The organism is Promicromonospora noduliphila, assembly GCF_056951025.1.
On record NZ_CM167806.1, the window covers coordinates 566,178 to 587,771 of the forward strand.

18 protein-coding genes are annotated in these 21,594 nt (G+C 72.9%); 11 read left to right on the forward strand and 7 right to left on the reverse strand.

Features of this window, described 5'->3' with window-relative positions:
• The first annotated feature begins 43 nt into the window (after positions 1-43).
• Positions 44-457: a DUF2000 family protein gene (locus AC0QU1_RS02420; RefSeq protein WP_483574067.1), complete on the forward strand. Its 414-nt coding sequence runs from the start codon at positions 44-46 to the stop codon at positions 455-457.
• Between the two features lie 10 nt (positions 458-467).
• On the opposite strand, the gene AC0QU1_RS02425 is transcribed toward AC0QU1_RS02420, so the two are convergent.
• The 3 genes from AC0QU1_RS02425 to AC0QU1_RS02435 are packed head-to-tail and all read right to left on the reverse strand — an operon-like array spanning position 468 to position 3,582.
• Positions 468-1,193: a LutC/YkgG family protein gene (locus tag AC0QU1_RS02425; protein ID WP_483574068.1), complete on the reverse strand. Its 726-nt coding sequence runs from the start codon at positions 1,191-1,193 to the stop codon at positions 468-470.
• Positions 1,190-2,707, reverse strand: a complete 1,518-nt coding sequence (locus AC0QU1_RS02430) for a LutB/LldF family L-lactate oxidation iron-sulfur protein (protein ID WP_483574069.1) — start codon at positions 2,705-2,707, stop codon at positions 1,190-1,192. Before AC0QU1_RS02430 ends, AC0QU1_RS02425 begins: the two co-directional genes overlap by 4 nt.
• A complete protein-coding gene (locus tag AC0QU1_RS02435; RefSeq protein ID WP_483574070.1) occupies positions 2,704-3,582 on the reverse strand; it encodes a (Fe-S)-binding protein in 879 nt (292 codons plus the stop codon). The genes AC0QU1_RS02430 and AC0QU1_RS02435 overlap by 4 nt, the downstream gene beginning before the upstream one ends.
• Positions 3,583-3,654: 72 nt before the next feature.
• On the opposite strand from AC0QU1_RS02435, the gene AC0QU1_RS02440 reads away from it, so the two are divergent.
• A complete protein-coding gene (locus tag AC0QU1_RS02440; RefSeq protein ID WP_483574071.1) occupies positions 3,655-4,353 on the forward strand; it encodes a FadR/GntR family transcriptional regulator in 699 nt (232 codons plus the stop codon).
• A 129-nt stretch (positions 4,354-4,482) separates the two neighbouring features.
• Here AC0QU1_RS02440 and AC0QU1_RS02445 read toward each other — a convergent pair whose 3' ends face one another.
• Positions 4,483-4,977, reverse strand: coding sequence for a MarR family winged helix-turn-helix transcriptional regulator (locus AC0QU1_RS02445; RefSeq protein WP_483574072.1), 495 nt, complete (start codon positions 4,975-4,977; stop codon positions 4,483-4,485).
• A gap of 117 nt (positions 4,978-5,094) precedes the next feature.
• Between AC0QU1_RS02445 and AC0QU1_RS02450 the strand changes: the two genes are divergently transcribed.
• The 4 genes from AC0QU1_RS02450 to AC0QU1_RS02465 all read left to right on the forward strand — a co-directional run bounded on the left by AC0QU1_RS02450 (position 5,095) and on the right by AC0QU1_RS02465 (position 10,791).
• The gene (locus AC0QU1_RS02450; RefSeq protein ID WP_483574073.1) at positions 5,095-7,416 is read left to right on the forward strand and encodes an LLM class flavin-dependent oxidoreductase; all 2,322 of its coding nucleotides are present in this window, start codon (positions 5,095-5,097) and stop codon (positions 7,414-7,416) included.
• Positions 7,417-7,542: 126 nt separating this feature from the next.
• Complete coding sequence (locus AC0QU1_RS02455) at positions 7,543-8,157, forward strand: SprT-like domain-containing protein (protein WP_483574074.1); 615 nt, start codon at positions 7,543-7,545, stop codon at positions 8,155-8,157.
• 4 nt (positions 8,158-8,161) lie between these two features.
• The gene (locus AC0QU1_RS02460; protein ID WP_483574075.1) at positions 8,162-9,202 is read left to right on the forward strand and encodes a 3-oxoacyl-[acyl-carrier-protein] synthase III C-terminal domain-containing protein; all 1,041 of its coding nucleotides are present in this window, start codon (positions 8,162-8,164) and stop codon (positions 9,200-9,202) included.
• Positions 9,203-9,390: 188 nt separating this feature from the next.
• Positions 9,391-10,791: a Gfo/Idh/MocA family protein gene (locus AC0QU1_RS02465; protein WP_483574076.1), complete on the forward strand. Its 1,401-nt coding sequence runs from the start codon at positions 9,391-9,393 to the stop codon at positions 10,789-10,791.
• Positions 10,792-11,006: 215 nt separating this feature from the next.
• Here AC0QU1_RS02465 and AC0QU1_RS02470 read toward each other — a convergent pair whose 3' ends face one another.
• From AC0QU1_RS02470 to AC0QU1_RS02480, 3 genes are read right to left on the reverse strand one after another with little or no spacing between them, the layout of a single operon-like run.
• Positions 11,007-12,188 carry an AEC family transporter gene (locus AC0QU1_RS02470; protein ID WP_483574077.1) on the reverse strand — a complete coding sequence of 394 codons (1,182 nt, stop codon included), beginning with the start codon at positions 12,186-12,188 and terminating at the stop codon, positions 11,007-11,009.
• 57 nt (positions 12,189-12,245) lie between these two features.
• Positions 12,246-13,646 carry a Gfo/Idh/MocA family protein gene (locus tag AC0QU1_RS02475; protein WP_483574078.1) on the reverse strand — a complete coding sequence of 467 codons (1,401 nt, stop codon included), beginning with the start codon at positions 13,644-13,646 and terminating at the stop codon, positions 12,246-12,248.
• On the reverse strand, positions 13,643-15,793 hold the full coding sequence (locus tag AC0QU1_RS02480) for a DUF6807 family protein (protein ID WP_483616373.1): 2,151 nt from the start codon (positions 15,791-15,793) through the stop codon (positions 13,643-13,645). The genes AC0QU1_RS02475 and AC0QU1_RS02480 overlap by 4 nt, the downstream gene beginning before the upstream one ends.
• Before the next feature lie 268 nt (positions 15,794-16,061).
• On the opposite strand from AC0QU1_RS02480, the gene AC0QU1_RS02485 reads away from it, so the two are divergent.
• The 5 genes from AC0QU1_RS02485 to AC0QU1_RS02505 all read left to right on the forward strand — a co-directional run bounded on the left by AC0QU1_RS02485 (position 16,062) and on the right by AC0QU1_RS02505 (position 21,495).
• Positions 16,062-16,985, forward strand: a complete 924-nt coding sequence (locus tag AC0QU1_RS02485) for a carbohydrate ABC transporter permease (protein ID WP_483574080.1) — start codon at positions 16,062-16,064, stop codon at positions 16,983-16,985.
• The gene (locus AC0QU1_RS02490; protein WP_483574081.1) at positions 16,978-17,943 is read left to right on the forward strand and encodes a carbohydrate ABC transporter permease; all 966 of its coding nucleotides are present in this window, start codon (positions 16,978-16,980) and stop codon (positions 17,941-17,943) included. Before AC0QU1_RS02485 ends, AC0QU1_RS02490 begins: the two co-directional genes overlap by 8 nt.
• A gap of 49 nt (positions 17,944-17,992) precedes the next feature.
• Positions 17,993-19,342 (forward strand): ABC transporter substrate-binding protein, encoded by a 1,350-nt coding sequence (locus AC0QU1_RS02495; RefSeq protein ID WP_483574082.1) that lies wholly within the window; start codon positions 17,993-17,995, stop codon positions 19,340-19,342.
• Positions 19,343-19,565: 223 nt separating this feature from the next.
• Positions 19,566-21,143, forward strand: a complete 1,578-nt coding sequence (locus AC0QU1_RS02500) for a UxaA family hydrolase (RefSeq protein WP_483576617.1) — start codon at positions 19,566-19,568, stop codon at positions 21,141-21,143.
• A gap of 76 nt (positions 21,144-21,219) precedes the next feature.
• Entirely contained in the window at positions 21,220-21,495 is a 276-nt protein-coding gene (locus AC0QU1_RS02505; RefSeq protein WP_483574083.1) for a hypothetical protein, read from the forward strand.
• Positions 21,496-21,594 lie beyond the last annotated feature (99 nt).

Here is a 21,594-nt window from a genome sequence, read left to right on the forward strand (position 1 = left end):
ACGTACAAGATCCGCGCTGCCGCCCGCCCGCACCCTGGATGGCATGACCTTCGAACAAGCCAAGATCGTGATCGTGCTGCGCGACGACCTGCTCGCCTGGCAGGAGAACAACGTGACGGCGTTCCTGTCCAGCGCCGTCACCGCCGCGTACCCGGAGCTGGTCGGCGACACCTACCGCGACGCCGACGGGCGGGAGTACCTCGCGATGCTCGGCATGCCGGTCATGGTCATGATGGCCGACGGCGCCGGGCTCGCCACGATCCGCGAGCGCGCCGACACGCGGGGGCTGCGCATCGGCGTCTACACGGCCGATCTGTTCGCCACCGGGAACGACGTCGACAACCGGGCCGCCGTCGCCGGCGTCGCCACCGCGAAGCTCGACCTGGTGGGGATCGCCGTGGCGGGCGAGCGGCGCGTCGTGGACAAGGTGGTCAAGGGCGCGAAGCTGCATCCGTGACGGGCCGGCGTCAGGACACCAGCACCACGTGCAGCGTTCGGGGCCCGTGCACGCCCTCGACCCGGTCGAGCTCGATGTCGCTCGTGGCGCTCGGCCCGCTGATCCAGGTCAGCGGGCGCTCGGGATGTTCGCCGAGCAGGCGCACGGCCTCCGGGACGGTCTGCACCACCTGGTCGGCCCGGACCACGCACACGTGCACGTCCGGGACCAGGGAGATTGCGCGGCGGCCCTGGTCGGGCTCGCCGTCCAGCACGATGGTGCCGGTCTCGGCGACGGCGACGCGGGCCGCCGTCACCACGGCGTCGACCTCGTCCAGCTCGCCCGCCGACAGCGGCGCGTCCCGCGAGTCGATCCGCACCTGAACGCCGCTGACCGCGCTCACCCAGACCCCCTCCAGCCCAGCCGGCACGACGACGGCCCCCGGCGGCGCGCCCTCCCGAGTGGTCGGTAAAACGTCAGGTGATCGGTAGTCCGAGGTGCCGATCACCTGACGTTTTGCCGACCACTCGGGGATCAGCGTGGCCAGCAGCGCCGGGAGCTCGGCAGGTCGGGTGCGGTGGACGTGCGCCCTGTAGTCCACGAGGCGGTCCACCAGCAGGTCCAGCACGACGGCGGAGCCGGGGGCGTGCTCGCCGGCCGACCGGTACTCGCGGGGGGCTGGCGCCGAGCCGGTACCCTCCTCCGGCCCCAGCGCCGCCCGGATGCGGGACAGGATCTCCGTCCTGGCATCGGTCATCGCCCGTCCTCCCGTCCGGCCCACCAGTCGTGGAACGTCTGCCGCGGCGGCTCCATCAGGTCCCGGGACCGCGTCCACAGCGAGCCGGGGAACGGCAGCCGCCGGATCACCCCGTTGCGCGAGATCGCCCGCAGCAGTCGCGGCATCCGGGCGGCCCGGCGGAACCGCGCGCCGTCGGCCATGGCGAAGGACGCCGCCTTCATGGCGGCCTTCCAGACGCGGTCCGGGACCTCGGGTGACGCGCCCGCGAGGGACACCTCGCGGGCGCGCAGCTCCACGAGGATCGACGGGATGTCGATCTTGACGGGGCACACCTGGTAGCACGCGCCGCACAGCGTGGAGGCGTACGGGAGGTCCGACTTCTCGCCGGTGAGCTGCGGGGTGAGGATCGCGCCGATCGGGCCGGGGTAGACCGAGCCGTAGGCGTGCCCGCCCACGCGCTCGTACACGGGGCAGACGTTCAGGCACGCCGAGCAGCGGATGCAGTGCAGGGCTGAGCGCCCGGCCTCGTCGGCCAGGACACTAGTGCGCCCGTTGTCGAGCAGCACGAGGTGGAACTCGGTGGGCCCGTCCCCGGGCGTCACGCCCGTCCACATCGAGGTGTACGGGTTCATCCGCTCGCCCGTCGAGGAGCGCGGCAGGAGCTGCAGGAATACCTCCAGGTCCCGGTGCGTGGGGATCAGCTTCTCGATCCCCATCACGGTGATCAGGGTCTCGGGGAGCGTGAGGCACATGCGTCCGTTGCCCTCGGACTCGACCACGGCGAGCGTCCCGGTCTCCGCGACGGCGAAGTTCGCGCCGCTGACGGCGACCTTCGCCGAGAGGAACTTGCGCCGCAGGTGTGCCCGGGCGGCCATCGCGAGCTCGCGCGGCACGTCCGTCAGGTCGGGCGGGGCGTCGGCCATGCGCTCCAGGAAGATGTCCCGGATCTCGGTGCGGTTGCGGTGGATCGCCGGCACCAGGATGTGCGACGGCATGTCGTCGGCGAGCTGCACGATCAGCTCCGCGAGGTCCGTCTCGACCGCCGCGATGCCCTGCTCGGCGAGCGCCTCGTTCAGCCTGATCTCCTGGGTGGCCATGGACTTGACCTTGACCACCTCGTCGGTGTCCTTCGCGCGCACCAGGTCCGCGACGATGCGGTTGGCCTCGGCGGCGTCGCGCGCCCAGTGCACCACCCCGCCGCGCGCGGTCACGTTGCGCTCGAGCTCCTCCAGCAGCTCCGGCAGACGGGCCATGACGTCTGCCTTCAGCGCCGAGCCGGCGTCGCGCAGCGCCTCCCAGTCGGGCACCTCCCCGACCACGCGTGCCCGCTTGGCCCGGATGGTCGACGTCGCCCGGCCCAGGTTGCGGCGGAGCTGCTCGTTGGCGAGGGCGGCCCGCGCGGCGTCGGGGAAGGAGGCGCCCCAGTGCAGGGGATCCTCCGGGCGGCCGATCCCCGCGAGGGTGTCCGGCGCGGCATCGGGGCTGGGCCCGCGGCCGCCGCGCGTGGCGGGCATGCCCAGGAACGTGCTCATCGGCCCCTCACCCCCTTCGCCTCACGATCGACCGTGTGCGGAATGGTGCCATGCGCCTCTGACACTGCCGGGTCGCCCGAGGTGGGACGAGTATTCGAGGCGAGCCGGGCGTCGTCGGCCAGCGTGGGCGACTCCCGTGTCGAGGCGAGGATCTCCGCCAGGTGCATGGGCCGCACGCCGGCCCCGCCGCGCGAGAGGCCGCCGCCGATGTGCATCAGGCACGACCAGTCACCCGCGGTGAGCACCTCGGCCTCGGTGTCCACGACGGCGGCCACCTTGTCCTGCAGCATCGCCGCCGACGTGTCGGCGTTCTTCAGCGAGAACGTCCCGCCGAACCCGCAGCAGCCCTCCGCCTCCGCGAGCGGCACGAGCTCCAGGCCCTCGACCGCGCGCAGCAGCCGCTCGGGCCGGTCCCCGACGCCGAGCATCCGCAGCGAGTGGCACGTGGGGTGGTAGGTGACCCGGTGCGGGAACCACGCGCCGACGTCGGTCACGCCCAGCACGTCGACCAGCAGCTCGGACAGTTCGTACGTGCGCTCGGCGACGGCGGTGGCGGCCCGAGCCTCGCCGGGCAGGCCCGCCCGGTCCAGCACCATGGCCTGCTGGTGCCGGATCGAGCCGGTGCACGACCCGGACGGCACCACGACGGCGTCCCACTCGCCGTCGGCCACGGGGGCGAAGGTGCGCACGTGGTTGCGGACCACCGGGACGGCCTCGGCGAGGTAGCCCGTGTTGACGTGCATCTGGCCGCAGCACGCCTGCCCGGCCGGGAACACGACCTCGTGCCCCAGCCGCTCCAGCAGCGTGACGACGGCCTGCGGGGCCTGCGGAAACATCGCGTCGGCGATGCAGGTGGCGGCCAGGGCGATGCGCATGGGCACTCTCTCCTTCGAGGTCTGTCCACACCATAGCCCACTGTGGACAGACCACTGAAGTAGCATGGCCCGGTGCGAACCCACGAGCGCGTCCTGGCCCAGATCGAGTCGGGCCTCACAGCGGGCAGGTGGCCCATCGGCGAGCGGCTCCCGGCGGAGCGGGCGCTCGCGGAGGAGCTCGGCGTCTCCCGCCCGTCCGTGCGTGAGGCCATCCGGATCCTCGAGGCGATGGGGCTCGTGCGCACCGCCGTCGGCTCCGGCCCCAGCGCGGGCGCCACGGTGATCGACCGGCCCGCGGCCGGCCTCGGTGCGGCGGTGCGGCTGCACGTCGCGTCCGGCACCCTGCCCGTGTCCGACGTCGTCCGCACGCGCGTGCTGCTGGAGACCGGAGCCGTGCGCGACGCCGCGGAGCGCCTGCCCGACGAGGCGGCGCTGGAGCGCGTCCGCGAGCACCTCGCGGCGATGGCCGACCCCGGACTCGACGTCGAGGACTTCGTGGAGCACGACCAGGACTTCCACATCGAGCTGGTCCGCCTGGGCGGGAATCAGCTCGTCGAGGCGATAGTGAGCGGCATGCGGGCCGCGGTCGGCTCGTACGTGATCGCGGGCGCGCAGGCGGTCGAGGAATGGGCGACGACGGCGGCGCGCCTCCGTACCGAACACCGTGAGATCGTCGCCGCCGTCGCCCGGCACGACGGCGACAAGGCGGCCCGCCTCACGCGCGAGCACATCGAGGGGTTCTACCGGGAGGCGGGTCTCGGCAAGCCCTGAGGAACGAGCCCTGGAAACAGTTGCTCCCGAGGGTGTGTTGCCAGGAGTAGACAATGTCTACTCGCGGGAACACGCCCCCGCCTCGTCATGTCTTTCCGGCCGTGTCGCGACCGACGCCCTGGTCGAGCCTCAGGGCCGCCTCGTCGCCTGAACCACGGTGCGGCACGGATCCTCGTCGTGGCCCGCGCCGGTGGCGGCGCGTTCCAGCAGCTCACGGAGCATCGCGCGCTGCTCCGGCGCCAGGCCCGAGAGCAGCTCGTCCTCCGCCGCGGCGACGCGCGCGTCCATCGTGGCGAGCACCTCCAGGCCGCGGTCCGTCGCCACGATGCGCCGCGTGCGCCGGTCGGCCGGGTCCTGCTGCCGTTCTACGAGCCCGCAGCTCTCGAACGTGTCGAGCAGGTAGGTCATGACGGTGCGGTCGATGCCCAGCGTGGCGGCGAGCGCCGCCTGGCTCGGCAGGTTGCCGTGCACCACGGCGGTGAGGAGCTGGTAGCCGCGGGGGCCCTGCGGCAGGTCGTCGGCCGCCGCGTCGACCCGTGCGCTCCACTCGCGCAGGAGTGCGGCGAGCGACCAGCCGAACAGGGAGTGCCGGCCGGTGGGGGTCTCGGTGGTCGCGGTGCTCATGCGCTCATCCTACGAGGAATGCGTGGTTGGTGAGAAGAGTTGTTCGTAATATCATCTGCTCAACAGACGATCTGCCGCGCCGCGCGGCGGACGATGCGACACGAGGGAACCGCACGCATGACCGACTACGGGCACGAGCTGCTCTTCGGCACGTTCATCACCCCGACCAACAGCGACCCGCAGGTGCCGGTCCAGCTCGCCCGGCTCGCCGAGCAGCTCGGCCTCGACCTCGTCACCTTCCAGGACCACCCGTACCAGCCCGCCTTCCTGGACACGTGGACGCTGCTGTCCTGGGTCGCCGCGCAGACCGAGCGCATCCACGTCTCCGGGAACGTGCTCAACCTGGGCATGCGGCCGCCCGCCCAGCTCGCCCGGGCCGCCGCGAGCCTCGACCTGCTCAGCGGCGGCCGGTTCGAGCTGGGCGTCGGAGCGGGCGGCTTCGGGGACGCGATGGCGGCCATGGGCGCCCCGCGCCGCACGCCCGCCGAGGCCGTCAGCGCCCTCGAGGAGGGCATCGAGGTCATGCGCGGCATCTGGGACGCGACGAACCGCACCCCGCTGCGTGTGCACGGCGAGTTCCACCGGGTCGACGGCGCCAAGCGTGGCCCGGCCCCCGCGCACGACATCCCGATCTGGCTCGGCGCGTACAAGAAGCGGATGCTCCGGATCACCGGCGCGAAGGCCGACGGCTGGCTGCCCTCCCTCGGCTACATGAAGGACGGCGACCTGGCGCGGGGCAACGCGACGATCGACGAGGCGGCGGAGGCGGCAGGCCGCTCGCCGAGCGAGATCCGGCGCCTGCTCAACGTGGGCGGCGTCATCACCGACCGCTCGACGGGCCAGCTCCAGGGCCCCGCGGACCAGTGGGTCGAGGAGCTCACGCACCTGGCCGTCGAGGACGGCGTCAGCGCGTTCATCGTGGCCAGCGACGACCCGGACCAGATCCGCGCGTTCGCGCAGGACGTCGCGCCCGCCGTCCGCGAGGCGGTGGCGGCCGAGCGGCGCTCCACCGGGACGGTGCCTGCGGCGGCCCGGCGCGGCACGACGGCGCTGGCCGCGCGCCGGCCAGGCATCGACTACGACTCGCTCCCGCCCGAGCTGGCGGCGCGCGCCGTCGAGCCCGGTGACCGCGAGTACGCCGCCGTGCGGCACAACTACCTCCGCTCCGGCGCGCCCGGCCTGGTGCTGCGGCCGCGGGGCGTGGAAGAGGTCGCGTCCGGGCTCGCGTGGGTGCAGAAGCAGGACGTGGAGTTCGCGGTCCGCTCGGCCGGGCACGGCATCTCCGGCCGGTCTACCAACGACGGCGGCGTGGTGCTCAGCCTGAGCGGTATGCGGTCGGTCGAGGTGGTCGACGAGGCCACGCGCCGCGTGCGGATCGGCGCGGGGGCCACCTGGGGCGAGGTCGCCGCGACGCTGGCGCCGCGCGGCTGGGCCATCACCTCCGGCGACTACGGCGGCGTGGGCGTGGGCGGGCTCGGGACCACGGGCGGCATCGGGTTCCTGGGCCGGCTGCAGGGTCTGACGATCGACCACGTGGTGGCCGCAGAGGTGGTCACGGCCGACGGGCGCGTGCTGCACGCCTCGCGCGACGAGCACCCCGACCTGTTCTGGGCGCTGCGCGGCGCGGGCGGCAACATGGGCGTGGTGACCTGGCTGGAGATCGAGGCCGGCGCCGTCGGGGACGTCGTCTTCTCGCAGATGACGCTCGACGCGACCGACACAGCGGGGCTCCTGGAGAAGTGGGGTGCCACCGTCGAGGCGGCGCCGCGCGGGCTCACGTCGTTCATGATCCTGGGCTCGGGACGGCGCGGGCAGCCGCCGATGGCGCAGCTCATGACCGTGTTCGCGGCGGAGGGCGCCGACGCCGACCCCGACGAGGCGATCGCCCAGCTCGAGCTGCTGGCCGACGCCGGACCGCTGCTCGGGCACCAGGCGCAGCTCCTGCCGTACTCGGGGGTGGTCCGCCGGGAGGACGCGCACCACTCGGGCGGCGGGGACCCGTCGGCGCGGTCCGGCCTGCTGACGCACCTGGACCAGGGCACGAGCCGGGCGATCGAGCGGCTGCTCAACTCGGGCGAGTCGTACTTCACCTCGATCCGGGCCACGGGCGGCGTCGCGCACGACGTCGCGCCCGACGCCACGGCGTACGCGCACCGGCACCAGAACTTCGCGCTCTCGGCGCTCGCCTCGAACCAGGACCGGCTCAACCAGGCGTGGGACGCGGAGATCGGGCCCGTGATGGACGGGTCGTACCTCTCGTTCGACACCGACAGCCGGCCCGAACGGCTGCTCGAGGCGTTTCCGGAACCGACGTTCACGCGACTGCGGACGGTGAAGGCGGTCTACGACCCGTCGAACGTGTTCCGGACGAACTTCCCGATCCCGCCGGCCGGCCCGGCGCCTGACCCCGTGTCCGACCCGGCGGGGAGCGAGGCCTGACTTCCGCCGTCTGACCTGCGGGTTGTGGACAACCTCGCGTGGGTGTCGGTGAGAACCCTTAGGTTCGACAGCGTCCGGGACAGCCGGACGCTGTCACTCTCGCTCACGATCACCGCAGGGGTATCCATGAACCTTGTCGCCGCCTCGCGCCTTGCGCGCGACCTGATGGACCAGCACGGGCTGAGGGCCTGGACGTTCGAGTTCGACGACGCCGTCCGGCGCGCCGGGATGTGCAGCTACACCAAGCGCCGCATCAGCTTGTCCGCGCCGCTGACCCGCATCCACGACGAGCGGGAGGTGCGGGACACGATCCTGCACGAGGTGGCGCACGCGCTCGCGGGCGCGAAGGCGAAGCACGGGCCGGCGTGGCGCGAGGTGGCGGTACGGATCGGGTGCTCGGGTCAGCGGTGCGTCGACCCGTCGGCGCCGTCGATCGACGGGCCGTGGGTGGGGTCGTGCCCGGCCGGTCACCGGACCACGCGGTTCCGGCGTCCGCCGGGCATCATGTCCTGCCGCTCGTGCGGGCCGCGGTTCGACCTGGCCAACCTCGTCGCGTGGACCTACAAGGGCCGCAACGCGGCCATGGGCGAGCGGTACGACGCCCAGCTCCGCGGTGCGTTCCTCGAGGTGGGCGAGGTCCCTGACACGGGGCCGGGCGCCGAGGAGCGCATCTCGCGGGCGGCGCGGGAGCGGGTCCCCGGACTGCTCGTGGAGCCGTTCGACCTGGGCGCGCTACGTTGACCTCATGGTCACGTCGCGCACTCTCACCCTCCCGCCCGGCGCTGCCGGCTCCCGCATCGTCGGTCTGGGGCACCACCAGCCGCCGAAGACCCTCACGAACGACGACATCGCCGAGCTGGTCGAGACCAACGACGAGTGGATCCGGTCGCGCACCGGCATCGTCACCCGCCACGTGGCGGCGGACGACGTGACCGTGGCCGACATGGCCACAGCGGCCGCGGTGCACGCCCTGGCCAACGCCGCCGTCGCGGCGGACGACGTCGACCTGGTGGTCGTCGCGACGACCACCAACGACGACCGTTCGCCGAACACGGCGGGCCGGGTCGCGTACGCGCTGCGCACGGGCGTCCAGCCGGGTGCGTCGACGCCGGAGGGCGAGGAGGTGCCGGACCTGCGCAACGTCGTGGGTCCGGCGGCGCTGGACCTCAACGTGGCGTGCTCGGGGTTCGCGCACGGGGTCGGGGTGGCCGACCAGGCGATCCGGGCGGGCTCGGCGCGCACGGCCCTGGTGATCGGTGCGGAGAAGCTCACCGCGTACACCAACTGGACCGACCGTTCCACGTGCATCCTCACCGCCGACGGCGCGGGGGCTGCCGTGCTCCAGGCCACGGACGCGCCCGCCGTCGGGCCGGTGGTGTGGGGCACGGAGCCGGAGCTGACGCCGGCGGTGCGCATCGAGGCCCCCGACGTGAAGTTCGAGCAGGACGGGCGCGCGGTGTTCAAGTGGGCCATCACCCGGGCCGCCGACCGCGCGCGGGACGTCGTGGCGCGGGCCGGGCTGGGCCTCGACGACATCGAGGTGCTCGTGGCGCACCAGGCCAACCTGCGGATCATCGAGCCGCTGGCCAAGGCGCTCGGCCTGGAGGAGAAGGTAGTGGTCACCGACATCACGGAGTCGGGCAACACCTCGGCCGCGTCGATCCCGCTCGGGCTGTCCAAGTGGTGGCACGCGGGCCGGATCCCGGCGGGTGCGCCCGCGCTGCTGTTCGGGTTCGGCGGCGGGTTCGCCTGGGCCGGCCAGGTGGTGCTGACGCCCGAGCGGTGACCGTGGCCGGCGGGTGGTGACCGTGGCCGGCGGGTGGTGACCGTGGCCGGGCTCGTGGTGACCGTGGCCGGGCTCGTGGTGACCGTGGCCGGCGGGGTGATGAGCGGGCGTGGACAGCGCTTTCCCGGAGCCGTATCGTTGCCGTCGCGTCCACCGACGTCGACGACGACCGAAGGAGCTCATCACCGATGCCCGAGCCCACCACCGAGCCGATCACCGGTCCGACGCACGAGCCCGCTCCGCCGTCGGGGCCGCTGCCCGAGGGGCGTCGCCGCTATGCGGTCGTCGGGACGGGCCACCGCGCGTCCATGTACATCAACGCCCTGATCGGCACGCACGCACCCGACGGCGAGATCGTCGCCTGGGTCGAGCCGAACCCCGTGCGGGCGGCGGTCCACGAGGCCCGCGTCGCGGCGGCGCTCGGCGGCGTCCGCCCCGTGTACGGGCCGGACGACCTGGAGAAGGCGATCGCCGAGCAGTCGGTGGACCGTGTGATCGTCACGTCGGTCGACCGCACGCACGGCGACCTGGTCGCCCGGGCGCTACGCGCCCGAGCCGACGTCGTGGTGGAGAAGCCGATCGCGGCGCACCCCGACCAGGCGCGGCAGATCGTGGACGCGGTGGCCGAGACCGGCCGCGACCTGGTCACGACGTTCAACTACCGCTACTCGCCCCGCAACACCGCGCTGCGCCGGGTCATCGCCGACGGCGAGATCGGCAGGGTGCTGTCCGTCCACTTCGACTGGGCCCTCGACACCGTGCACGGCGCCGACTACTTCCGCCGCTGGCACCGCGAGAAGGTGAACAACGGCGGCCTGCTGGTGCACAAGTCGAGCCACCACTTCGACCTGGTCAACTGGTGGATCGACGGCGTGCCGCAGCGCGTCTTCGCCACGGGCGGCCGCCGCTTCTACGGCGACGACGGCGCGCACGAGACCGACTACGAGGCCACGGCGGGCGAGCGAGCGCTGAACGAGCGCGGCGTCGACCCGTGGGCGCTCTCGGTCGAGAAGAACGAGTGGCTGTCCGCGCTGTACGGACCAGAGGCTCAGGCGGTGGACGGCTACGTGCGCAACCGGTCGGTGTTCGACCGGGGCATCACCACGGAGGACACGCTCGGGCTCGTGGTCGAGTACGAGGGTGGCGCGCTGCTGACCTACTCGCTCACCGCCCACGCGCCCTGGGAGGGCTACCGGGTGGTGGTCAACGGCACGCGCGGCCGGGCCGAGCTGGAGGTCACCGAGCGCGGCTCGGTCGAGTTCGGCGGCAACGGCGCGGCGATCCTCGACCCGAGCGCCACCGAGGTGTTCGCCAAGGATCCGGTGCGGCCGGTCGGGGAGCGGCTCGTGGTGCAGCGGCACTGGGAGCGCGCGCAGGAGCGGCCCATCGTGCGCGGCGGTGGCGGGCACGGCGGCGGCGACGCGCTGCTGCTGGCCGACGTCTTCACCCCGTCGGCGACGCCGGACCCGCTCGGCCGCGCCGCCGGGTACGTCGACGGCGTCCGGGCTTCCTCGGTCGGGTACGCGGGCAACCGCTCGCTGGAGACGGGCGAACCGGTCCGCATCGAGGACCTGGATCTGGGCGTGTGACGCAGGGCCGCTCGGGCTTGGCTCCCGAGGTCGGCATATTCCTTGTGGGTTCGGCAGTTTGCATCGAGATCGGTACAGGCCTGTACCGATCTCGATGCAAACTGCCGAACCCAGCGTCCGACCTGCCCAACTCGCTGTGCGGACTGCCGAACCTGCCGTGCGAACTGGCTGACCTTGTGGCGCAAGTGCCGACCTGGGTCCCGCCTCGGGAGGGATCAGCCCAGGAGGGCGCCGGTCGCCACCAGGGCCGGGATGCAGAGCGCCGTGGTCCAGATGGTCGCGCGGGCGGCGACGCCGTCGAACACGCCGTACCGGGTCGCGTAGGTCGTGACGTTGACCGCCGTGGGCAGCGCAGCCATGGTGACTACGACGGCGAGGGCGGCCCCGTCGAGACCGAGCGCGGTCCCGAGGGCCCACGCCGCGAGCGGGTGCAGCAGGTTGCGCACCAGGACGGCGAGCGCGATCACGGCCCGCACCAGCAGGCGGTTCCGACCCACCCACCAGGGCCGGGACGCCGACCCGCGCCGCGTGCTCCGGGGCGGACCGGCGTCGGCCGCCAGCGCCTCACTCCCGCCGGATCGCGGGTCGTCGCTCCCCCCGGACCGCGGGTCGTTGTCGCTCCCGTCGGACCGCAGGTCACCGCCCGACGGCGGGGTGGGCGCTGGCATCGGGACGGCGAGCGTCATCCCGAACGTCAGCAGCCCCAGCGGCGGGGCGGCCGCGCCGATCAGGTCGAAGGGGATGAGGACGACGTCGGGCAGCCGCGCGCCGGTCAGCTCGCTCACGACCGCGACCAGCAGGCCCGCGAGCGTGCCGAGCGTGATCGGATTACGGATCGCGGCGAGCAGCACGTGGACCACCGAAGTCCAGCCCGCCGAGGCCGCCGTACCCGTGGCGCCGTCGCCCCGGGCGCCGCCGCCCGAAGTCCCACCCGGCGCACTCGACCGGTCCAGGACCGCCAGTGTGAACGGAGCCAGCACGAGGAGCTGGAAGAGCAGGGTCGGCACCACGGCGAGCGCGTCGTCGAAGAGGTAGACCGCCAGCGGGATGCCGATGTTCCCGCCGTTGACGTAGACGGCGGCGAGGGTCGTCACGGCGGCGGGTCCCGCGGGCAGCCGCAGCACCCACCGGGCCACCGCGGCCGTGACCAGGGCGAGCGCGGCGGTCGTCGTCCAGGTGACCACCGCGCCGCGCGACACGACGTGCGCGAGGTCGGTCGCGGCGAGCGTGCTGAACATCAGCGCGGGGGCGCAGATGGTGAAGGACAGCGTCGCGAGGATGTGGCGGGCGCCCGCCCCTCCGTCCGAGCCGTCCAGCCGTGTGCCGCGCGGCAGCGTGCGGCCCGAGAGCAGGCCGCGCCGCTGGATCACCCAGCCGAGCGCCACGACGCAGGCCATGGAACCGATGGCAGTCAGGACGGACAACACCCCAGCACCCTGCCACGGACGGGCGCCCTATTTCAGGACTGTCCAGGGGGCGCCCAGCTCCGTGAACGTGCGCTGCTCGCGGGCGGCCCGCTCGCACCACGCCGCGACGTCGCGCACCACGGGGTGCCGGGTGTCGCCCTCGGGATTGCCCTGACCGACGCCGCCGGATCCGCCCGGCCGGACGCCCGACTCGGCCGGTCCGGCGCCGAGCCCGCCCGGTCCAATCTCGGACCCGCCCGGTCGAACGCCCGTCCCGCCAGGCCCACCGCCGGACCCGCCCGACCGGACACTCGACTCGCCCGGTCCGACGCCGAGCCCGCCCCGCCCCAGCTCGGACCCACCCGGTCCGACGTCGGGCCCGCCGGCCCCAGCCGCTCCCGCACCGTCCACCCAGTCCACGAACTCATCCCCGATCGACGCCGGATCCGCCGCGGTCCGCACCGCGTCCAGCACCCGCATGAACGCCCCGGTATCCCGCACATCGCACAGGAGCCGCCGCCCGCTCCGCCCCGCGGGCACCCCATCGGCGGCCATGCCTGACCGAGCGACCAGCAGGTTCTCCAGCAGCCCCACCCGCTCGTACCGCTTCTCCGCGACCACGCGCTGGGTGCGCAGGCGCACGAGGTCGTGCTCGTACTCGAGCTCGATCTCGCCCTCGGTCCCCCGCACGATCACGCGCGCCGGCGTGCGCTCCGCCGCGCACAGCGTGAGCCCGAACCCGTATCGCATGCCGTCGGCGCCGACGACCCGCAGCGACGAGGTGTCGTCGGCCTCGATCCGGTTGGCCCGCCACAGGTCGGTGTGCACGTAGGCGACGTCCGCGCTGGTCCGGGCGCCGCCCACCCACAGGGCGGTGGCCACGGCGTGCGCGAGCGGGTTGGTCACCACGCCGTCGACCACCGCGCGGTCGCCCATGCGCCTCCGCCCCGCCCACAGCGAGCGCGTCCAGTAGGCGGCGGTCCGCACCCAGGTGCCGACGGCGCCGATCCCGGTCACCTGGCCGACCTCGCCGCGCGCGATCATGTCGGCGACGGCGGGCAGGGCGTGCGACCCGAAGGTCTGGAACCCGACCTGGCACAGCCGCCCCGTCCGTTCGGCGACGGCGACGAGCTCGGCGTGCTCGGCCAGCGACGCCGCGGTCGGCTTCTCCAGCAGCACGTCGATGCCCGCCTCCATCGCGGCGCGCGCGAGCGGCAGGTGCGTGTGGATGGGCGTGGCGAGCACCACGACGTCGGGCAGCGCGTCGGCGCCCGCGGACAGGAGGTCGCCCAGGCTCGCGAACCACGACGCCGGGGCGTCGGCGGGCTCGCGCGGGTCGACGACGGCGCTCAGCCGCACCAGGCCCCTGGTCTCCAGGTCCGCGACCGTGCGCAGGTGCGAGCCGCCATGGCCGTGGATGCCGACCACCGCCACCTTGGGCAGACTCACCGCCGGCCGCCGTCGGTGAGGCCCGCGGCGAGCGCCTCCGCCGTACCGGCCGTGAGCGCGGCGTCCAGGAGCACGGCGACGAGGTCGAGCTGCACGGAGCCGCCGTCCGGCACGAGCAGCGGCGCGTCCCAGGCGAGCGCGGGGCCCGCGCCCGGGTACTCGGCACTCCGCAGGAACCACGGCCGGACCTGGCCCGGCTGCACCAGCAGGAGCGTCGTGGACCGGCCGCCCTGCTGCTGCACGAACGCCACCCACGGCGACGTGCTGCCGTGCGCCCGGGTCTCGCCGGTGCCCGCCGTGGACAGGACGGTGGTGCTCTCGGCGATCGGCAGGCGCCAGAACAGGCCGCCGTACCCGGCCCCGGGCCGGCCGTTGGTGGCGGGGGAGCGGATCTCGAGCGGGCCGTGGTCGGCGTGCAGCATGGAGCGCCAGTCGAGCACCCAGGCCGGTCCGACGTCGGACCCGGGAGCCTGAGGGAGCAGGCGCGCCGAGATGCGGCGCTCTTCGCGGAGCTGGGGCTCGCCGTGCTCGTCGGACCACAGCACGTCCTCGACCAGCGTCTCGCCGCCGGCGCCGGCCGGGCTCCCGCCCTCGGCTCGGGCAATCGCCGAAGTCCCGCCCTCGGCTCGGGCGATCGCCGAAGCCCCGCCCCCGGCGCGGGCAACCGCCGACGTCCCGCCCCCGTCGACCTCCCGCTCGACCCGAAGCCCGACCGAGACCTGCCGCCCGTGGTTCTTGAGCAGCGTCGGGCCCACGTCCTCGATGAACGTCCGCCCGCCCCAGTAGCTCGTCCCGTTCACGTCGGGCACCGCGATGCTCACGCCGTAGTGGTGCCGGTGGTCCACCGGGCTCAGGTCGGTGAGCGGGACGCCCGCCAGCGTGTGCACCGGATGCAGGTATGGCCGCTGCGCGTGCACCTTCGGCATGCGCTCGCCCGCGTCGCGCCGCACGAGCTCCAGGCCGTCTCCGCCGGTCAGCACGACGGCGTCGGCGTCGGGATCCGCGGGGAGCGACCAGGCCGGCGCGGCGACAGCCGCCGCGGCCGTGGCCTGGTCCGGCTGCCCGACGGCGACGTCGTCCTCGTCCGTGATGTGTACGCGCTCCCGGCCCTGCAGCACGGGTCCGGTGCTGGCGCGCACCTCCAGGCTGGGCGTGAATCGGGCAGAGCGTGCGGGGTGGGCGTCGTCGTCGATCACGGCGTGCAGCTCCCTCCAGGCGTGTCGGCCGAGCTCGGCCTGCGGCACCGCGACCGTCGTCAGCGCGGGTGTGGCGTAGCGGGACAGCTCGATGTCGTCGAAGCCGGCCACCGAGATGTCGGCTGGTACGGCCACCCCGGCCTCGTTCAGGCCCGCGAGCAGGCCGAACGCGACCAGGTCGTTGAAGGCCACCGCGGCGGTCGCGCGCGTGGCGAGGACGGCGGGCGCCGCGGCGTGGCCCGCCTGGATGTCCGGCCCGGCGGGCAGGTCGAGGATCTCGAGGTCCGGGTGCCGCTCACGGGCCCGGGCGAGGCCGACGCGGCGCAGTTCGTCGGAGGCGCTCCGCACGGGACCGCCGAGGTAGACGATGCGGCGGTGGCCGAGCGAGACGAGGTGCTCGACCACCTGGACCGCGCCGTCCTCGTAGTCCACGACGAGGCTGGGCGCTGCCCCGCCGGTCTCCCGGTTGACCAGCACCACCGGTTCGACGTCGGCGACGAGCGCGCTGAGCTCGGCGTCCCCGATGCGCGGCGACACCAGCACGAGGGCATCGCAGCGCATACGGGCCTCCAGTGCGATGGCGCCCTCCTGCTGGTCGTCCTCCACGGTGTCCGCGACGAGCACGCGGTAGCCGTCCTCGGCGGCGCCGTCCATCACGCCGCGCAGGATCTGCTGGAACACCGGGTTGCCGAGGTCGGGCACCACCAGGGCGACGGTCTGGGTGCGGCCGAGGGCCAGGCTGCGCGCGGCGTTGCTGGGCCGGTAGCTGAGCTCCGCGGCGGCGTCCCGCACCCGCTCGGCGATCGCGGCGTCCACCGTGCTGCGTCCGTTCATGACGCGGGACACGGTGGCCCGCGAGACCCCCGCCGCGGTGGCGACGTCCCCGATCGTGGCCACGGCGCGGCGCTGACCTGCGCGCTGACCTGTGTCTCGTGCGCTGCCGCTGACCATCTGCCCTCCGTCCGTCACCGCCGGCCGACGACGCGCGAGGCGTCAGGGCCCCTTCGCGGCGCGGGGAGCCCGCTGCCGGTTCCCGAAGTGACCGTACACCATGGGAAACCGGTTCCTCGTATGATACGTTCCTCCCCCAGAGACCGGTTTCTCACCGACGACGACCGGGGATCGACGACGATCCGGAGGACAACGCGATGCGCTACCCGAACCGCGAGCCCGGACCCTGGCGGTCCGAGCTCCCACCCGTCCGCGCGGGGGTGAACCCGTGTCGGTGATCCAGGAGCTCTCCCGGAACAGCCGGCGCGTGAGCCCTCGGAAGAAGGGCGACGGGCGCTGGGCGCTGCTGTTCCTCGCGCCGTGGTTCGTGGGGCTCGCGCTCATCACGGCCGGCCCCATGGGGGCGTCGCTGTACCTGTCCTTCACGGACTACGACCTGCTCTCGCCGCCGCAGTGGGTGGGTATCGAGAACTACACGCGGATGTTCGACGACCCGCGGTTCCTCAAGTCCCTCGGCGTCACGTTCATCTACGTGTTCGTGTCGGTGCCGCTGCAGCTCGCCGCGGCCCTCGGCCTGGCGCTGCTGCTCGACAGGGGCCTGCGCGGGCTCGCGCTCTACCGTTCCGTGTACTACCTGCCGTCCCTGCTCGGCGGGTCGGTGGCCATCGCGATCCTGTGGCGCCAGATCTTCGGCGCGGACGGCCTGGTCAACCAGGTCCTCGCCCTCTTCGGCGTGCAGGGGCAGGGCTGGGTGTCCCACCCCGACTACGCGCTCGGCACCCTCATGGTGCTGAACGTCTGGACGTTCGGGGCGCCCATGGTGATCTTCCTCGCGGGCCTGCGGCAGATCCCGCAGATGTACTACGAGGCGGCGGCGATCGACGGCGCGGGCCGGTGGCGGCAGTTCCGGTCCATCACGCTGCCGCTGCTCACCCCGATCGTCTTCTTCAACCTCGTGCTGCAGCTCATCGAGGCGTTCCAGTCCTTCACCCGCGCGTTCGTGGTGAGCGGCGGCAACGGCGGCCCGTCCGACTCGACGCTGCTGTACACGCTGTACCTCTACCTCAAGGGGTTCGGCGCGCTCGAGATGGGCTACGCCTCCGCCATGGCCTGGTTCCTGCTGCTCATCATCGGCGGCATGACGGTCGTCAACTTCCTCGCCTCCAAGTACTGGGTCTTCTACGATGACTGACGCCTCCGCACAGACCGTTCCCACGACGCCGACGGCGGTGCGACCGCCGTCCGACAGGGTGGGCAGCTCAGGGCGCAGCGGGGCGGGCGACCGCCGTCCGGCCGCCGTCCGCCCGCGTGGGCCGCGCCTGCGCGCCCGGGTGAGCAGCCTGCTCAAGCACGCGGGCCTGATCGCCTTCGGCTTCGTCATGCTGTACCCGGTGCTGTGGATGCTGGCGAGCTCGTTCAAGCCGAACGCGCTGATCTTCCGCGAGCCGGGGCTCATCCCCACCGACATCGACCTGTCCAACTACACGGACGGGTGGAACGCGCTGCTGCACCCGTTCAGCCACTACCTGATCAACTCGGCGCTCGTGGTGCTGGGTTCGCTGCTCGGCAACCTGCTGTCCTGCTCGATGGCGGCCTACGCGTTCGCGCGGCTGGAGTTCCGGGGCAAGCGGCTGTGGTTCGCGATCATGCTGATGTCGATCATGCTGCCGATCCACGTGGTGATCGTGCCGCAGTACGTGCTGTTCTCCCAGCTCGAGTGGATCAACACGTTCCTGCCGCTGATCGTGCCGAAGCTGCTGGCCACGGACGCGTTCTTCATCTTCCTGATGGTCCAGTTCTTCCGCGGCATCCCGCGCGAGCTGGACGAGGCCGCGACCCTCGACGGCGCGGGCCACCTGCGCATCTACCTGCGGATCATGCTGCCGCTGTCGATGCCGGCGCTCGCCACCACGGCGATCTTCACCTTCATCTGGACCTGGAACGACTTCTTCAGCCAGCTCATCTTCCTGACCCGGCCGGAGATGTACACCGTGCCGATCGCCCTGCGCACGTTCGTCGACTCCACGGGCAACAGCTCGTGGGGATCGCTCTTCGCGATGTCGATCGTGTCGCTGATCCCCGTCTTCATCGCCTTCCTGTTCGGACAGAAGTACCTGGTCAAGGGCATCGCGACCACCGGAATCAAGTAGCAGGACCCGCGATGCGACAACGACGTCACCGTCACCGAAGGAGAAACCTATGAGCACCACCGGCAAGGCACCAGCAACGAGGCGCGGCAAGCGCCTCGCCGCCTCGGCCGCGGGCCTCGCGGCCGTCGCGCTGACCCTCGCGGCCTGCGGGGGCGGCGACTCCGGCCTCGGCGGGGGCGGCGACGAACCGCCGCCCGCCGCCCAGGAGTGCCCGTGCGAGATCCGGTTCGCATGGTGGGGCTCGGACACCCGCCACGCGTCCACGCAGCAGATCATCGAGGCGTTCGAGGTCGAGAACCCCGACATCACCGTGGTGCCCGACTTCACCGACTGGGACGGCTACTGGGACAAGCTCGCCACCTCCGTGGCCGCCGGCGACACCCCCGACGTCATCACCCAGGAGGAGCGCTACATCTCCGACTACTCGACCAAGAACGTGCTCGCCGACCTGGGCACCCTGGACATCGACACCTCCCAGGTGGACGACGGCGTCCTGGCCGGCGGCCAGATCGACGGCACGCAGTACGGCATCCCGACCGGCCTCAACGCCTACGCGCTCGTCGCCGACCCGGAGCTCTTCGCCGAGGCGGGCGTCGAGGTACCCGACGACACCACCTGGACGTGGGAGGACTACGTCACCACGGCGAACGCCGTCTCCGACGGCGCGGGCGACGGCGTGTGGGGCACGCAGGACTACGGCTTCAACGAGGCCGGCCTCAACGTGATGGCGCGCCAGCGCGGCGAGACCCTGTTCACGGCCGACGGCGAGCTCGGCGTCTCCGAGGAGACCGTCGCCGACTTCTTCCAGGTCTCCCTCGACCTGATGGCCGGTGGCGGCCAGCCGGACGCCGCGCGCACGGTCGAGTACCAGGCGGCCGGGCCCGAGGGCGGTCTGCTCGGCACCAACCAGGGCGCCATGGGCGTCTGGTGGACCAACCAGCTCGGCGCGCTGAGCGAGTCGTCCGGGCACGAGCTGGAGCTGCTGCGGCTGCCCGGCGAGTCCGAGGGTGAGCGCACCGGGATGTACTACAAGCCGGCGATGTTCTACTCGGTCTCGGCGGACACGGAGTACCCGGAGGCCGCGGCCAAGTTCGTGGACTTCATGCTGAACTCGCAGGAGGCGGCGGAGATCATGCTGACCGACCGTGGGCTGCCTGCCAACACCGAGGTGCGCGAGGCGGTCCTGGGCGACCTGCCGCCCACCGAGCAGAAGGTTGCCGAGTTCATGGCCGACCTCGAGGACGAGATCGTCGACAACCCGCCGGTCCCGCCGCACGGGTCCGCCGAGCTCGCGGACATCATGGAGCGCATCAACACCGACGTGCTCTTCGAGCGGATCACGCCGCAGGAGGCGGCCACGCAGTTCATCGAGGAGGTCAACGCGGCGATAGCGGGCTGACGCCGCCGGGCTGACACCGTCCCGGCGCCGGTCTGGCGTCGCGCAGGTCCGCTTCGAGAATGTACTTGGGCACGGATGAGGGCGGGTTTCGGTGCCCGAAGCCATTCTCGAAGCGGACCATGGCCGTGTCGAGTCGTCGGCACGGCGTGGCGGCCAGATGTGGGCACCGGCATAGGGTGATGGAAATCGGTGATCGGAGGGGTGGAAGGTGCACGAGCTCCTGATGCTGCGGGAGGGCGACGACGTCGCCGTCGCGACCCGCGACCTGAGCCCGGGCGACGAGGTCTCCGCCTCCGGGACGGGCCCGGTCGCCGTCGGGCAGCCGGTACCGCGCGGGCACAAGATCGCCCTGCGGGCCGTGCCGGCGGGCGGGCACGTGCGTAAGTACGGGCAGGTCATCGGGGTTGCGACCACCGACATCGCGCCGGGCGACCAGGTGCACACCCACAACCTGGGGTTCGAGGACGGCGTGCGCGACGCACCGCTGGGCGGCACGCACACCGAGCTTCCGGTGCCCGACGGCGCCCGGCCCACCTTCCGTGGTTACCGCCGGGCCGACGGCCGGGTCGGCACCCGGAACTTCATCGCGATCCTGACCAGCGTGAACTGCTCGGCCTCGACGGCAAGGATGATCGCCGACCAGTTCCGCGGCGCGGCGCTGGACGAGTTCGAGAACGTCGACGGCGTCATCGCCCTGACGCATACCTCTGGCTGCGGTCTGGTGCCGGACTCCGAGGGCGGGCAGGTACTGCTGCGCACGCTGCGCGGTTACGCGGCCCACCCGAACGTGGCCGGCCTGCTGGTGCTGGGGCTGGGCTGCGAGATGGTGCCGGGAGCCGCGCTGTCGTCCCGCTCGGGGCAGGTGGCCGACCTCGGGATGCCTACCATCGGGCCCCCGGACGAGTCCGGGTCTGGGCTGCTCGCCGCGATCCCCGACGACACCCTGGTCCGGTCGCTGACCATCCAGGAGACCGGCGGTGTGCGGGCCTCCGTGCGGGCGGGTGTGGCCGCCGTCCGCGAGCTGCTGCCGCTGGTCAACCAGCGTGAGCGAGTCGAGTGCGACGTGTCCGAGCTGGTGCTGGCCCTGAACTGCGGCGGGTCGGACGGGTACTCCGGGATCACGGCCAACCCGGCGCTGGGCTGGGCCTCGGACCGCCTGGTCGCCTACGGCGGCACGTCGGTGCTGGCCGAGACTCCCGAGGTGTACGGAGCGGAGCACCTGCTCACCGCCCGGGCCACCGAGCCGGCCGTCGCCAAGAAGCTGCTGGACCGCATCGACTGGTGGCGCGGCTACGTCGCGGCGGGGGGCGGCACGCTGGACAACAACCCCTCGCCCGGCAACAAGGCCGGCGGGCTCACCACCATCCTGGAGAAGTCCCTCGGCGCGGTCGCCAAGGGCGGCCAGGCGGACCTCGGCGCCGTGTACGAGTACGCCGAGCCGATCACCGAGCGCGGGTTCGGTTTCATGGACACCCCCGGCTACGACCCGGTGTCGGTGACGGGCCTGGTCGCGGGCGGCGCGAACGTCGTCGTCTTCACCACGGGCCGGGGTTCGGTGTTCGGGTGCCGGCCGACGCCGTCGATCAAGGTGGCCACCAACACGCCGATGTACTCGGCGATGTCCGAGGACATGGACCTCAACGCGGGCGTCATCGTGGACGGCACCGCCACCGTGGCCGAGGTGGGCCGGCAGATCTTCGACACGATCCTCGCCGTCGCCTCGGGCGAGCGGACGGTCAGCGAGGAGCTGGAGATCGGCGCCGAGGAGTTCATCCCGTGGCACATGGGCGCCGTCACCTGAGCGCCTGACCTCGCCGACTTTGGTGGCCGGCCCCTGGAAGTGCGTGGTTACTCTCCTGGTCATGGAGATATTGGTGATGTCGGTGATCCTGCTGCTGATCCTGAACTGGATCTCGGCGAGCGGGCACCGGAGGACGCAACAGCGCGCTCTGGACAAGCTTCAGACCAAGCTCGACCTCGTCATGACGCAGCTCGGTGTCGCCGTGCCCGAGCCGGAGGGGATGTCCGAGGTCGACGCGCTGATCCGCGAAGATCAGAAGGTCCAGGCGGTCAAGCGCTACCGCGAGCTCACGGGCGACGGCCTGCTCGAGGCCAAGGAAGCGGTGGACCGCCGCGCCGAGACCCTCCGCTGAGCCGGATCGGCCCGCAGATGACCATGCACCTGCTGCCAGGATCGGGCCCCGCCTGGCAGCAGGTGCATGGTCATCCCGGCCGCTCAGCCGGCCGCTCGG